Genomic DNA, 14077 nt, shown 5'->3' with positions numbered 1-14077 from the left:
TCGTTTGCGTCTCGCGTTGCGCAGCCCGAGTGCGCGTGCGCTGGGGCCTGCACGATCCGTAGCGCGACCGCAACGGACACGGACGCGCGCCGCGCCTCGAAGATGGCATTCGTCCGCTGCATTTCCCGGCGTCGCATAGAAAAAGAACGACTGACAAACCATGCAGAGACCCAACGATGCTTCCCTTCTCCAACCTTCTCTCGGTCCGGCGCTTGCTGAGCCTCGGACTGGTGCTGAACCTGTTCGTGATGCGGCCCTCCGCGCTCGGCGAGCGTTATACGGCGATCGGCGTGCTGGTCGCGCCGCTCTTGACCTGCCTGTATCTGTTTCATACGCATCGCCAGATTCGCTACACGACGCCGCGTCTGCGCGCGGAGACCGCATGCCTGCTCGTGATGATGGCCATGTACTGGATCTATGTCGCGCCGATTTCCATCGTGAACGGACGCTCGCAACTCGAGTGGACACTGTATGAACTCGTGACGACCGGCGTGGTCGGCTTGTCATACAGCGCGCTGCTGCTGGACGTCAACGCGAACCGACTGTTCTTCCGCCAGCTGTGCACGGCCGTCGCGCTGCTCGGACTGTCGAGCCTCGTCACGGAACTGCTGACCCTATGGCTCGGAAGCAAGGACAGCCTGTATCTCTTCAGCCTGCCCGTCAAAGGCTATGCCGACTACACCGAAGACCCGCGCGCCGCGACGGGCGCGATCTACTTCCCGTTCTCCATGCTTTACAGCGACTTCGCGTCGGGGACCGTGAAGTTCGACCGCTATTGCGCGTTCTTTCGCGAGGCCGGCATTTATCAGGCCGTCGCGTGCTTCTGCCTCATCTACGAGGCGCTCACGCGCCGCTCGAAGTTTCTGCTCGCGTGCATGGTCGGCGGCATTCTCTGCGCGTTCTCGACGCTCGGCGTCGCGCTGCTCGCCTTGTCGCTCGGGCTCGTGTTCCTGCTCTCCGGACGATCGCGGCGGCTGTTCATCCCGCGCCTGCTCGTGACTTGTGCGATCGTGTTGACGGCGTGGCCTATCGCGCTCTATACGCCGTACATCGGCCTGAAGGACAAGGCGCGCACGCATGGCGAATCCATCAGTGACCGCTCGCGTTCCATCGACCGCGGCATCGCGAACTTCGCAATGCGCCCGCTCGGCGTCGGTCTCTTCAGCGGCAAGGAGCGCAACGACGGCATCTCGCTGCTGGCGCAGATCGGCATGATCGGCCTGTTCGGCTTCGCGTGCCAGGTCGTCATGCTGTCCGCCTGGCGGCCGGGGACGAAAGCGAACTGGTCGAAGATCGGCGCCTGCGCCCCACTGCTGATTACCGCGCTTTTCGCGCAGCCGATCGCCGGCGCGCCGACCATCTATGTCATTCTGCTGGCGTATCTGCCGCGTCTGCGGCATGCGCCGCGGCTGAAACCGCCCGAAGGCGCGTCGAAGTCCGCCGAGTCGCTCGCGTCAGCCGATCAGGTTCCCTGCCTGCAAGCTGTCGCGCGAAACGCGTAGCGGCACGCCGCATGCGGCGATCACATTGCCCTGCACGAGGCAGCGCGACACCACCGTGATGCCCTCGGCGAAGCGGTGGATCGCGTTGTTCGCGATGACGCTATCGACGGTTTCGGCATCCGGGATCAGGATGCCGGCGCTGCCCGACGATGCGCCGCTGCCCTCGATGTGGTTCGCGCTGATGACCACCTTGCGTCTTTCCGGCGCGTCGCCGCTGACGCTCGCCCGCGTGCCGACCTGAATGCCGTTGTTGCGCGCGAGCACGGTCACGACATTGCCGTCGATGGTGATCGCGCCGGTCGCATCTTCCACATGCAAGGTGCCGTTCGCGCTCGGCGCATTCGAGGCCACCGTATTGCCGACGACCGCGATATCCGTCACATGCGCGATGTTGAGCGGCAAGTCCATGGCGAGCCTGCGCGCAGTGATCGTGTTGCCCTGCACGACCACGTTCGAGCAAGCGATATGCGGCGTGTTCACGCCGATGCTCGCGTCGATGCACACGTTGCCGACGATATGAATATGCGCCGACGGACGTCCGAGCGGCGCGCTGCGTACATCGCCCGCCGTGCCGCGCTGATTATTGATCTGGACTCCGTATGAAACCGACTCGAATTGGTTATTCGACACGAAGAGCCCGGCGAGTCCCGTTCCCATGAACCACGCACCGAAAATGTTCGACTGCCGGGGCGTCGCGCCGGTCGTCCGTCCGATGATGCAGTTGTTCTCGAAACGCTGGTTGCGCGCGTCATCGACGGCGTTGAGTACGCCGTGCATGTCGGTCTTGCTGCTGTTCGACAGATCGAACGTCATGTCGCGCACGAAATTGCCGCTGCCGCCCCATTCGAATGCCGCGCCGCCGCGCGCGCCGTCCAGCGTCGCGATGAGCGTGGCGCCCTCGCCGTGCGTGGAGACGCCGCGTGCATAGACGCCGCGCGTCACGCGATACGTCGCGCCGCACAGCGATATGGCGGATACGCGCTGCTGTCGCGCGTGCGCGTAGGCGGCATTCAGGGCGGCGGAGTCGTCGGCGCGGCCATCTCCTTTTGCGCCGAACGCAAACGGGGTGATGACATTGGCATTCGAAGGAATCGCTGCGGACGCGGCGCGCGGATACGCATGGAGACTGTACGCGCCGAGTGCGAGCCCGGCATCGATAAGAAAGCGTCGGCGATTGGATGATTTCATGCGACGAATCTAACGCCGCGCCGCCTTCCTTACCGTGCGATCGCGCATGCACGCGTTAGATACCCTCGCCCTGCTCGATATCAGGCGGCGCTTCGTCCGCCGGCAACGTGAACCAGAAGCGCGCGCCGCACACGCGTCCTTCGCTGTCGACGCGATTCTCCACGCCGATGCGCCCGCCGTGCGCCTCCACGATCGCGCGGCAAATGGCGAGCCCGAGCCCGATGCCCGGTTGCGCCGATTCCTTCTCGCCGCGCGTGAACTTCTCGAAGAGGCGCGTCTCCATGCCGGCCGGCACGCCCGGCCCTTCATCGTCGATCACGACGCGCACGGCACGCGCATCGCCCGATGTCTCTTCTTCCGCCGCAATGCAGATCGGCGTATGGGCTGGCGTATATTTCGCCGCGTTCTCCAGCAGGTTCGCGAATAGCCGCTCCATCAACACCGCGTCGAGCCGCAGCATCGGCAGATTCGACGGCACCCGAACCTGCACGGGTCGGCCCGCAAGCGTGCGCCTCATCGATGCGAGCGCGGCGCCGACGGTTTCTTCGAGCATCGACCATTGACGGTTCAGCCGGATCGCGCCCGCCTGCAAGCGCGCCATGTCGAGCAGGTTCGTCACGAGCCCACTCATGCGCAGCGCCTCCTCGTGGATCGCGTGCACCAGTTCTTGCGACTCGCCCGAAAGACCGCCGATCGCGCGCGCCTCATCCTCCAGCACCGACGCGAAACCGACAATCGACGTCAACGGCGTGCGCAGGTCATGCGAGATCGCCGAGAGCAGGGAATTGCGCAGCCGTTCGGATTCCATGTTGACGAGCGCGTCCTGCGCGATATCCACGTAATGCACGCGTTCGAGCGCCAGCGCGATCTGCGCCGCGAACGTCTCGATCATGCGCCGCTGCTCGGGCACCGCCAGCTCCGCTTCCCGCTCGACGACGATCGCGAGCACGCCGCGCGTGCGCATCGGCGCGCGCAGCGGCAAGTAGAGCGCATCGGTGGCGGGCAGCGTGTCGGTGCCGCGGCCCGCGGGCTTCTGCTGCTCGTAGACCCACTGCGCGATATCGAGGTCGATGCGCGCGGCGTCGAGCATCGCATCCGCGTTCGGCTCGTCCACTTTCTGGCGCACGCGTTCGCTCGCATCGGGCAAAAGCATCGCGACTTTCCCGTGGAAGACTTCGGCCACGTGCCGCGTGCCGATCTCGATAATCTGCCCGGTCATCAGCGCAGCGGCGAGTTCTTTGGTCATCGCGTACATGGCGCTGGTGCGCCGTTCCCGCTGCGACGCGATGCGCGCCTCGCGGCGCAGGCTCGACGTGAGATGGCTGATCGTGAGCGAGGTCAGCAGCATCACGACGAAGGTGAGCACGTATTGCGTGTCGGTGACGGAAAACGACAGCGCGGGCGGCACGAAGAAGAAGTCGAACGCCGCGACCGACACGAACGACAGCATCACGCCCGGCCCGCGCCCGAGCCGCGCGGCGGCGAAGATCACGCCGAGCAGATACAGCATCACGAGATTCGTAAGCGCGATATGCCGCGCGGCCAGCCCATGTGCGACCAGCGTGATCGCCGCGCCGATGGCGAGCGCGTAGAAGTAGGCGCGCGGCGGCGAATGCCCGGCGTCGCGCCACGCGCCGGCTATCGACACCCGCCGCGTTTGCGATTCGTCGCGCGGGGCGGCAGAGACGAGCGTGACATCGATATCCGCCGCATGCCGGACGATGCGCTCCGCGACCGGCGTGCGCACGATCCGCCGCCAGCTTCGCGCGGCCGGCGCGCCCGCGACGAGCTTCGACACGTTGCGCATGCGCGCATAGTCGATGAGCGTCGCGGCGGCGTCCGCGCCATCGAGCGTCACCGTTTCCGCGCCGAGTTCCGAGGCGAGCTTGAGCGCGTCGAGCGTGCGGCGGCGCTCATCGTCGGAAAGGCGCTGAAGCTTCGGCGTTTCGACATAGACCGCGAGCCAGTCCGCCTTCAGCGCGGCCGCGAGCCGCGCCGCCGCGCGCACGAGCGCCGCGCCTTCCGGTCCCGGCCCGACGCACGCGATCAGCCGCTCGCGCGCTCGCCAGATGCGCTCGATCGACTGATCGGCGCGGTACTCGCGCATCTGCGCATCGACGCGGTCGGCGGTGCGGCGCAACGCGAGTTCGCGCAGCGCGATCAGATTGCCCTTGCGAAAGAAGTTGCGCACCGCCTGCTCGGCCTGCTGCGGCAGATACACCTTGCCTTCGCGCAGACGATCGAGCAGGTCCTCGGGCGGCAGATCGACGAGCGTGACTTCATCGGCGAGATCGAACACGCGGTCGGGCACCGTCTCCCACACGCGAATGCCGGTGATGCGCCCGACGATATCGTTGAGGCTTTCCAGATGCTGCACGTTGACGGTCGTGTACACGTCGATGCCCGCGTCGAGCAGTTCGTGCACGTCCTGCCAGCGCTTCAAGTGCCGCGAACCCTGCACGTTCGAATGCGCGAGTTCATCGACGACGATGAGTTGCGGCTTGCGCGCGAGCGCGCCGTCGAGATCGAATTCCGCGAGCGTGCGGCCGCGATAGTCGATGTGCGCGGGCGGCAGCGTTTCCAGCCCCGCGCACAGCGCGAGCGTCTCCTTGCGGCCATGCGTTTCGACGACGCCGATCACGACATCGACACCTTCGTCGCGGCGGCGTCGCGCGGCTTGCAGCATCGCGAAGGTCTTGCCGACGCCCGCCGACGCGCCGAAAAACACCTTCAGCCGGCCGCGCTGGCGCTTCGCTTCCTCGCGTTGGAGCTTGTCGAGGAGTTCATCGGGGGTCGGGCGCATGGGCTCCTGAGCGGGTTCTCGTCATGTGGCGCTTAGGGAGTGGCGGCGCTCAGCGAACGCTCGCCCGGTCCAGCGCGAGATTCAATTTAAGCACATTCACCGTAGGTTCCCCGATCACGCCGAACGTGCGCGTGGACGTCGCCTCGACGACGAGCGCATTGACTCGCGCGACGGACAGCCCGCGCGCCCGCGCCACGCGTGCGATCTGATACGCGGCCGCCGCCGGGCTGATGTCGGGATCGAGCCCACTGCCCGATGAGGTCACGAGATCGACGGGCACGGCGGCGTCGTTCGAAGGATCGGCGGCGTGCAGCGCGGCGATGCGCGCCTTCACGGCATCGGCGAGCGCGGGGTTCGTCGGGCCGAGATTCGATCCGCCGGAGCTGCCGGCGTTGTACGGATTCGGCGTCGTGGCGGACAAGCGGCCCCAGAAATAGCGCGGCGCGTCGAACTGCTGGCCGATCAGTTCCGAACCGACGATCTTCCCGTCTAGCTCGATCAGACTGCCGTTCGCCTGATGCCTGAACGCCGTCTTCGATACCGCCGTCACGATGAGCGGATACAGCATGCCCGTGATGATCGTCAGTGCAACGAACAATACGATGGCAGGACGCAATGCATTCTTCATGAGTGTTCTCCTAGTTCCAACCGAGCGCGGTGATCGTCATGTCGATCAGCTTGATGACCGGAAACGGCAGCACGATGCCGCCGAGCCCATACACGAGCAGATTCCGCCGCAACAACGAAGCCGCCCCGAGCGCGCGATACTTCACGCCTTTCAGCGCGAGCGGAATCAGGAACACGATGATGAGCGCGTTGAAGATGACCGCCGAAAGAATCGCCGACGACGGCGACGCGAGATGCATCACGTCGAGCACGCGCAATTGCGGATACGTGGTGGCGAAAGCGGCAGGAATGATCGCGAAGTACTTGGCGACGTCGTTGGCGATGGAGAATGTCGTGAGCGATCCGCGCGTCATCAGCATCTGCTTGCCGATCTCCACGATCTCGATCAGCTTCGTTGGGTTCGAATCGAGATCGACCATGTTGCCCGCTTCCTTCGCGGCCTGCGTGCCGGTGTTCATCGCCACCGCGACGTCGGCTTGCGCGAGCGCGGGCGCGTCGTTGGTGCCGTCGCCGGTCATCGCCACGAGCCGCCCTTCGGCCTGATGCGCGCGGATGGTCGAGAGCTTCGCTTCCGGCGTCGCTTCGGCGAGAAAGTCGTCCACGCCCGCTTCCGCCGCGATAGCCGCCGCCGTCAGCCGGTTGTCGCCCGTGACCATCACGGTCTTGATGCCCATCTTGCGCAGCTCGGCAAAGCGCTCCCTGATGCCGCCCTTCACGATGTCCTTCAGTTCGATCACGCCGAGCGCGCGCGCCTTGCCCGCGACGTATTCGGCGACGACGAGCGGCGTGCTGCCGCGCCGCGCGATCTCGTCGACGCCATGCTGCACTTCCTGCGGAAAGCGCCCGCCGCGTTCTTCGACATACTTTCTCACCGCATCGGCCGCGCCCTTGCGAATCTCGCGATCCGGCACATCGACGCCGCTCATGCGCGTCTGCGCGCTGAACGCGATGAACGTTGCGCCGAGCGTGGCCACGTCGCGTTCGCGGATATCGAAGCGCTGCTTCGCCAGCACGACGATGCTGCGGCCTTCCGGCGTTTCGTCGGCGAGCGATGCGAGTTGCGCGGCGTCGGCGAGATCGCGCTCGCTCACGCCGGGCGCAGGCGCGAACGCCGACGCCTGCCGGTTGCCGAGCGTGATCGTGCCGGTCTTGTCGAGCAGCAGCACGTCGACGTCGCCCGCGGCTTCGACCGTGCGTCCCGAGGTCGCGATCACGTTCGCCTGCATCATGCGGCTCATGCCCGCGACGCCGATGGCCGACAACAGTCCGCCGATGGTCGTCGGAATCAGGCAGACGAGCAGCGCGACGAGCGCCGTGATCGTGACCACGTGCCCGGCTTTCGCGGCGTCCACCGAAAACATCGAGAACGGCAGCAAGGTCGCGGTGGCGAACAGCAGCACGAGCGTCAGCGCGACGAGCAGAATGGTGAGCGCGACTTCGTTCGGCGTCTTTTGACGCTTCGCGCCTTCGACCATTGCGATCATGCGGTCGAGAAACGCCTCGCCGGGGTCAGCCGTCACGCGCACGACGATCCAGTCCGACAGCACGCGCGTGCCGCCCGTCACCGACGAGAAATCGCCGCTCGACTCGCGGATGACGGGCGCGGATTCGCCCGTGATCGCGGATTCGTCGACGGATGCGACGCCGTCGATCACCTCGCCATCGGCGGGCACGGCGTCCCCGGCTTCGATCAGCACGACATCGCCCTTGCGCAGATCGCTCGATGCGACGATGCGTATTGGCGACTTCGGATGCGGCTCGTTGAGCTTTTTCGCCATCACGTTGTGCTTGGCGCTGCGCAACGACGCGGCCTGCGCCTTCGAGCGCCCTTCCGCGAGCGCCTCGGCGAAGTTCGCGAAGAGCACGGTGAACCACAGCCACAGCGCAATGGCGAGAATGAAGCCCGCGGGCGCTTCGGCCTGCCCCACGAGCGCGGCGATCCAAAGCACCGTCGTCAAAATGCTGCCGACGTACACGCAGAACATCACCGGATTGCGCAGTTGCGTGCGCGGCGCGAGCTTCGCGAAGGAATCGGCGATGGCGGGTTTCAGAAGCGCCGGATCGAACATCGAACGCGCCGCCGTGCGCGCTTGCCCGAGGTTCTCCGGGCGATGCAGCGGCGCTTGATTCAGTTGAGTCATCTGTTCCTCGAAATCAGTGAGCGGCGATCATCGTCAGATGCTCGACGACAGGCCCGAGCGCGAGCGCCGGCACATACGTGAGCGCGCCGACGAGCAGAAGCGTGCCGAGCAGCAGCACCACGAACAGCGGTCCGTGCGTCGGCAAGGTGCCGGCGGTGACGGCGAGGCGCTTCTTCGCGGCGAGCGATCCCGCGATCGCCAGCACCGGCACGATCGAGCCGAAGCGGCCGAGCCACATCGCAATGCCGAGCAGCACGTTGTAGAACGGCGTGTTCACGGAAAGGCCCGCGAACGCGCTGCCGTTGTTGTTCGCCGCCGAGCTGAACGCGTACAGCACTTCCGAGAAACCGTGCGCGCCAGGATTGGCGATGCCCGCCGTGCCCGATGCCGTCAGCACGGCCACCGATGTTCCCGCGAGCACCAGAAGCGGCGTGAGCAGGATCGCGATGGACACCATCTTCATCTCGAACGATTCGATCTTTTTCCCGGCGTATTCGGGCGTGCGGCCGATCATCAGCCCCGCGACGAACACCGCGAGCAGCGCGAAGACGAGCATGCCGTACAAGCCGGAGCCGACGCCGCCGAAAATCACTTCGCCGAGCTGGATCAAGAGCATCGGAATGAGGCCGCCCAGTGGCGTCAGCGAGTCGTGCATCGCGTCGACCGCGCCGCAGGACGCGGCGGTCGTCGCCACCGTGAAGATGCCCGACTGCGCAATGCCGAAGCGCGTCTCCTTGCCCTCCATGTTGCCGCCCGCTTGCAGCGCGCTCGCGTGGGTATCGACGTGAAGCGACGCGAAGAGCGGATTGCCCGCCTGCTCCGCCGCTATCTCGCCGACGCACGCCGCCGCGAACGCGATGGTCATCGCCGCGAGCACGGCGTAGCCCTGCCGCTTGTCACCGATCATGCGGCCGAATACGACGCAGAGCGCCGCGGGAATCAGCAGCATCGCGATCATCTGCATGAAGTTGGAGAGCGGCGTCGGGTTCTCGAACGGATGCGCCGAGTTCGCATTGAAGAAGCCGCCGCCGTTCGTGCCGAGCATCTTGATCGCTTCCTGCGACGCGACCGGTCCCATCGGCAGCGATTGCTTGTCGGCTTTCATGTCGCGCAAGACAGGGTTGCCGTGAGCATCTTTCACGGCGTTGCCTTGCGCGTCGGTCTCCGGTGACTGATAGCTCGTGACTTGCAGCGTCGATACGTCCTGATACGGCCTGAAGTTCTGAATCACGCCCTGGCTCACGAAGACGAGCGCGAACACCACGGCGAGCGGCGCGAGCACGTAGAGCGTCGTGCGCGTGAGATCGACCCAGAAGTTGCCGATGGTCTGCGCGCTGTGCCGCTTGAAGCCGCGAATCAGCGCGACGACGACCGCGATGCCGGTCGCCGCCGAGAGAAAGTTCTGCACCGTGAGGCCGAGCATCTGCGCAAGGTAGCCCAGCGTGCTTTCGCCGCCGTAGTCCTGCCAGTTCGTATTGGTCACGAAGCTCACCGCCGTGTTGAACGCGGCGTCCGGCGTCATCGCGGCCATGCCTTGCGGATTGGCCGGCAAGACGTGTTGCAGGCGCAAGAGCGCGTAGAGCGCGAGCGCGCCGAGCGCGTTGAAGAGCAGCACCGCGAGCGCGTAGTGCTTCCACGACATTTCGGCATCGGCATCGACGCCGGCTATGCGATACAACGCGTCTTCGAACCGCTTCGTCTTGCGCACGACGGCCGACGAGCCGTCGAGCACGTCGGCGATGTATCGCCCGAGCGGAATGGCGAGCGCAATCAGCACGACGATGAACAGCGCCGTCTGCGTGAACGTGTTCGCGTTCATTCGAGATCCTCCGCGCGCAAGAGCGCGTACACGAGGTAGGCCAGAAGCAGCAGCGTCGATGCGGCCGCGAGCCAGATCATCCATGCGGTCATGCGCGGGCTCCCGGCAGACGGCGGCGCAAACGCTCACAGCCCAGGGTCAGCGCCGCGCACAGCCCCCAGAACAGGGCGATGCCGGCGACGTAAAGCAGGTCCATGGTTCGGTTCTCCTCTTGTGCATTGGACGCTTGCAAGCGTAGAAGGACCGGGATAAAGGGCGTGGCAAGAGTTCGCGCGGCGGCGTAAAAATCGCGTAAACGAGCGCGTGAGAGTGCGCGAACGCCGTGGCGTTATCATTCCGGCTTCGATCGACACTCAAGAAGCCGCAGGCCATCGCCGTCACATGAAAATCGCAACGTGGAACGTCAACTCTCTCAAGGTCCGTCTTCAGCACGTCACCGACTGGCTGCAACTCTCGCAAGTGGACGTGTTATGCCTTCAGGAACTGAAGCTGCCCGACGAGAAATTCCCTCGCGCCGAACTGGAAGCCGCCGGATACAAAAGCTGGTTCGCGGGACAGAAGACGTATAACGGCGTAGGCATTCTGGTGCGCGACGGCATCGAGGTGCACGACGCCACCGTGGTGCGCAATATTCCCGGCTTCGAAGACTTACAGCAGCGCGTGATCGCCGCGACGGTAAACGGCGTGCGGATAGTGTCGGCGTACTTCCCGAACGGACAGGCGCCCGGCTCCGAGAAATTCGCGTACAAGATGCGCTGGCTGGATGCGCTGCGCGAATGGCTGCGCGAAGAGATGATGCAGTATCCGAAGCTCGCGCTGCTCGGCGATTACAACATCGCGCCGGAAGACCGCGACGTGCACGACCCGAAAGCGTGGGAAGGACAGAACCTCGTTTCGCCGGAAGAACGCGCGCATTTCATGCAGCTCGTCGGCCTGGGACTCACCGACGCCTTCCGCAAGTTCGAACAGCCCGAGAAGCTCTTTACGTGGTGGGACTACCGCATGATGGCGTTTCGGCGCAACGCGGGCCTGCGCATCGACCACATTCTGCTGTCGTCGGAATTGTCGGCGTTGTGCACGTCATGCGAGATCGACAAGGTGCCGCGCAAGTGGGATCAGCCGTCCGACCACGCGCCTGTCGTCGCGACGGTCGGCTGCTGATCCGCGCTGTGCCGTCACGCGTCGAGATGCAGTTCCTGAATCTTGCGCGTGATCGTATTGCGGCCGATACCTAAGCGCTCCGCCGCCTCGACTTTGCGCCCGCGCGTGAAGTCGAGCGCCTCGCGAATCACGGCGGCTTCGAAGCGGCGCGCGAGTTCGTCCATGACATCGGCGGAATTTTCGCGCAACAGCCGCGCGACTTCCGTGCGCAAGCCGTTTTCCCACACGCTCGCCGGCACGCCCGCTGGCGGCGTCGATGCGGGCGCCGAGGCCGGCATGGCCGAGCCGTTCGGCGCGACCGCGCCATCGGTCGATACGGCGATGCTCTCCGGCGTGACGTCCTGACGCGGCGTGAGATCGGGCGGCAAGTCCTTCTGCTCGATGACCTGTGCGGGCGCCATCACCGTGAGCCAGTTGCACAGGTTTTCCAGCTGGCGCACGTTGCCGGGAAACGGCAGCGACGCGAGATAAGCGAGCGCGCTGTCGGACACGCGCTTCGGCTCGACGCCCAGATCGCGCGCGCTCTTTTGCAGGAAGTGCCGCGTGAGCAGCGGAATGTCCTCGCTGCGTTCGCGCAGCGCCGGCAAACGCAGGCGAATCACGTTCAGGCGATGGTACAAGTCCTCGCGAAACAAGCCCTGTCGCACGCGCGATTCCAGATTCTGGTGCGTCGCCGCTATCACGCGCACGTTCGCGCGCAGCGGATTGTGGCCGCCGACCCGATAGAACTGCCCGTCGGACAACACGCGCAAAAGCCGCGTTTGCAGATCGAACGGCATGTCGCCGATTTCATCGAGAAAGAGCGTGCCGTTCTCGGCCTGTTCGAAGCGGCCCTGCCGCATGGCCTGCGCGCCTGTGAACGCGCCGCGTTCGTGGCCGAATAGTTCGGACTCCAGCAGATCTTTCGGGATGGCGGCGGTATTGAGCGCGATGAACGGCCCGTTGGCCCGCGGGCTATGTCGGTGCAACGCGCGCGCGACAAGCTCCTTTCCGGTGCCTGATTCGCCGGTGATGAGCACGGTCGCCGCCGAATGCGACAGGCGGCCGATGGCGCGGAACATGTCCTGCATCGCGGGCGCCTGGCCCAACATCTCGGGCGTCTCGGTCACGCGCTCGTCGTACGCGGCCTCGCCGCGCATGCTTTCGTCGACGGCGCGGCGGATCAACTCCACCGCCTTGTCGATATCGAAGGGCTTGGCGAGATATTCGAACGCGCCGCCCTGAAACGCGGCGACCGCGCTATCCAGATCGGAAAACGCCGTCATGATGATGACGGGCAGTCCCGGCAGCCTGTCGCGCACCGTTTGCAGCAGTTCGAGCCCGGAGCCGCCGGGCATGCGGATATCGGATACCAGCACTTGCGGGCTTTCGGTTTCGAGCGCGGCAAGCGCGTCGCGCACGCCCGAGAAACTGCGCGTCGTGAAGTTCTCTCGTGCGAGCGCTTTTTCGAGCACCCAACGGATGGATTGGTCGTCGTCTACTATCCAGATCGGCTTCATATCGTTCGGCGAGAAGTCTTCGTGTGGTTCGGTGTATGCCCGTCGAAACGGTCAGGCTTCGTGGCTTCGCGCGAGAATCGCGGCCCGCAGTCTGGTGAATGTCGATGTAGGTTGATGTCCCGTGTCAGTTCCGGTGTCAGTTCCCGAATGGCAGCAAGATGGCGAACTCGGTGCAGCCCGGCTTGCTCTCCACTTCGATCAGTCCGTCGTGCTGCTGCACAAAAGACTGCGCGAGCGTGAGGCCGAGGCCGCTTCCGTCTTCCCTGCCCGACACGAGCGGAAAGAAGATGCGGTCGCGGATATCGCCCGGAATGCCGGGACCGTTGTCAGTGATATGCAAGTCCAGTGCCAGTTTGTGCAGGCGCTTGCCGATGGTGACCTTGCGCGCGATGCGCGTGCGCAGCTCGATCTTCGCGTCGCCTTGCGAGATGCGCTCCTTGAGCGCCTCCGCCGCGTTGCGCACGATGTTGAGCAGCGCCTGAATCAGTTGCTCCTTGTCGCCGCGCAGGTCGGGCACGCTCACGTCGTAGTCGCGCTCGATGGTGAGGCCGCGCGGAAACTCCGCGAGAATCACCGCGCGCACGCGCTCGCAGACTTCGTGAATGTTGACGTCGCCGACGATATGCGGATGCCGGTGCGGCTCCAGCAAGCGATCGACGAGCGTCTGCAAACGGTCCGATTCCTTGATGATGACTTGCGTGTATTCGCGCAACTCGTCGCGTTCGCGCCCGCCGAGTTCAAATTCGAGCAGTTGCGCCGCGCCGCGAATGCCGCCGAGCGGATTCTTGATCTCGTGCGCGAGATTGCGAATGAGTTGCTTGTTGACCGCCGTCAGATCGTGGATGCGCTCTTCACGATCCGTGCGCAGATGGCGCTCGTTCTCGAAGAGTTCGAGCAGCACGTAATCGGTCGCGGCTTCGAGATACGCGACGATCGCATGCACATGAACCGGCTCGCGCCCCGCGCGTTCGAGCGCCGCGTCGAGCCGCGTGGCGTTGAAGCGGTTCTCCGCGATGGAAGCGATCGTCGTCGCCAGTTCGTCGGCGTTCGCGAAGAGTTCGGGCCAATGCGTCTGCATCAGTTGCTTGCGCGACATCTCCAGCATCGACTCCGCCGACGGGTTCGCGTACGCGATCCTGAGATTGCGCTTGTCGAGCACCAGCACGACAGTCGGCAGCGCTTCGAGGCCGGGCAGCAAGCCGGTCGCGGCGAGTTGCGTATCGTCGGAGAGCGCATCGGCGTGACCCTTTCGCGCCTTGATCAGATTCTTGAGCACCATCGTGCAGTGATTGAGGTCGTTCGTGCTACCGATCTTCTTCTCGTTGCGTGACAACCGC

Annotated in this window: 10 protein-coding genes; 2 read left to right on the top strand and 8 right to left on the bottom strand. The window is 65.2% G+C overall.

Features of this window, described 5'->3' with window-relative positions; genetic code table 11:
• The first annotated feature begins 176 nt into the window (after positions 1 to 176).
• Positions 177 to 1502 (top strand): hypothetical protein, encoded by a 1326-nt coding sequence (locus tag JYK05_RS04590; protein ID WP_206467920.1) that lies wholly within the window; start codon positions 177 to 179, stop codon positions 1500 to 1502.
• Here JYK05_RS04590 and JYK05_RS04585 read toward each other — a convergent pair.
• From JYK05_RS04585 to JYK05_RS04560, 6 genes are read right to left on the bottom strand one after another with little or no spacing between them, the layout of a single operon-like run.
• The gene (locus JYK05_RS04585; RefSeq protein WP_206467919.1) at positions 1455 to 2690 is read right to left on the bottom strand and encodes a hypothetical protein; all 1236 of its coding nucleotides are present in this window, start codon (positions 2688 to 2690) and stop codon (positions 1455 to 1457) included. The two genes, JYK05_RS04590 and JYK05_RS04585, sit on opposite strands and share 48 nt — an antisense overlap.
• Positions 2691 to 2745: 55 nt before the next feature.
• Positions 2746 to 5493 (bottom strand): sensor histidine kinase KdpD, encoded by a 2748-nt coding sequence (locus tag JYK05_RS04580; RefSeq protein WP_206467918.1) that lies wholly within the window; start codon positions 5491 to 5493, stop codon positions 2746 to 2748.
• A 49-nt stretch (positions 5494 to 5542) separates the two neighbouring features.
• Positions 5543 to 6121, bottom strand: coding sequence for a potassium-transporting ATPase subunit KdpC (gene kdpC, locus JYK05_RS04575; protein ID WP_206467917.1), 579 nt, complete (start codon positions 6119 to 6121; stop codon positions 5543 to 5545).
• Between the two features lie 10 nt (positions 6122 to 6131).
• On the bottom strand, positions 6132 to 8261 hold the full coding sequence (kdpB, locus tag JYK05_RS04570; RefSeq protein ID WP_206467916.1) for a potassium-transporting ATPase subunit KdpB: 2130 nt from the start codon (positions 8259 to 8261) through the stop codon (positions 6132 to 6134).
• A gap of 13 nt (positions 8262 to 8274) precedes the next feature.
• The gene (kdpA, locus tag JYK05_RS04565; protein ID WP_206467915.1) at positions 8275 to 10080 is read right to left on the bottom strand and encodes a potassium-transporting ATPase subunit KdpA; all 1806 of its coding nucleotides are present in this window, start codon (positions 10078 to 10080) and stop codon (positions 8275 to 8277) included.
• Positions 10077 to 10172 (bottom strand): potassium-transporting ATPase subunit F, encoded by a 96-nt coding sequence (locus JYK05_RS04560; protein WP_175939976.1) that lies wholly within the window; start codon positions 10170 to 10172, stop codon positions 10077 to 10079. The genes kdpA and JYK05_RS04560 overlap by 4 nt, the downstream gene beginning before the upstream one ends.
• Positions 10173 to 10461: 289 nt before the next feature.
• Between JYK05_RS04560 and xth the strand changes: the two genes are divergently transcribed.
• Entirely contained in the window at positions 10462 to 11241 is a 780-nt protein-coding gene (xth, locus tag JYK05_RS04555) for an exodeoxyribonuclease III (RefSeq protein ID WP_206467914.1), read from the top strand.
• A 14-nt stretch (positions 11242 to 11255) separates the two neighbouring features.
• Here xth and ntrC read toward each other — a convergent pair whose 3' ends face one another.
• Together ntrC and glnL are read right to left on the bottom strand one after the other, a co-directional pair.
• The gene (gene ntrC / locus JYK05_RS04550; protein WP_175939974.1) at positions 11256 to 12740 is read right to left on the bottom strand and encodes a nitrogen regulation protein NR(I); all 1485 of its coding nucleotides are present in this window, start codon (positions 12738 to 12740) and stop codon (positions 11256 to 11258) included.
• Positions 12741 to 12876: 136 nt separating this feature from the next.
• Positions 12877 to 14019 (bottom strand): nitrogen regulation protein NR(II), encoded by a 1143-nt coding sequence (gene glnL, locus JYK05_RS04545; RefSeq protein ID WP_206468216.1) that lies wholly within the window; start codon positions 14017 to 14019, stop codon positions 12877 to 12879.
• Positions 14020 to 14077: the final 58 nt, after the last annotated feature.

It is taken from the genome of Caballeronia sp. M1242, assembly GCF_017220215.1.
Lineage (GTDB): Bacteria > Pseudomonadota > Gammaproteobacteria > Burkholderiales > Burkholderiaceae > Caballeronia.
Note: the sequence above shows the minus strand (reverse complement) of the source record. Positions and strands in the feature narration are given on the sequence as shown.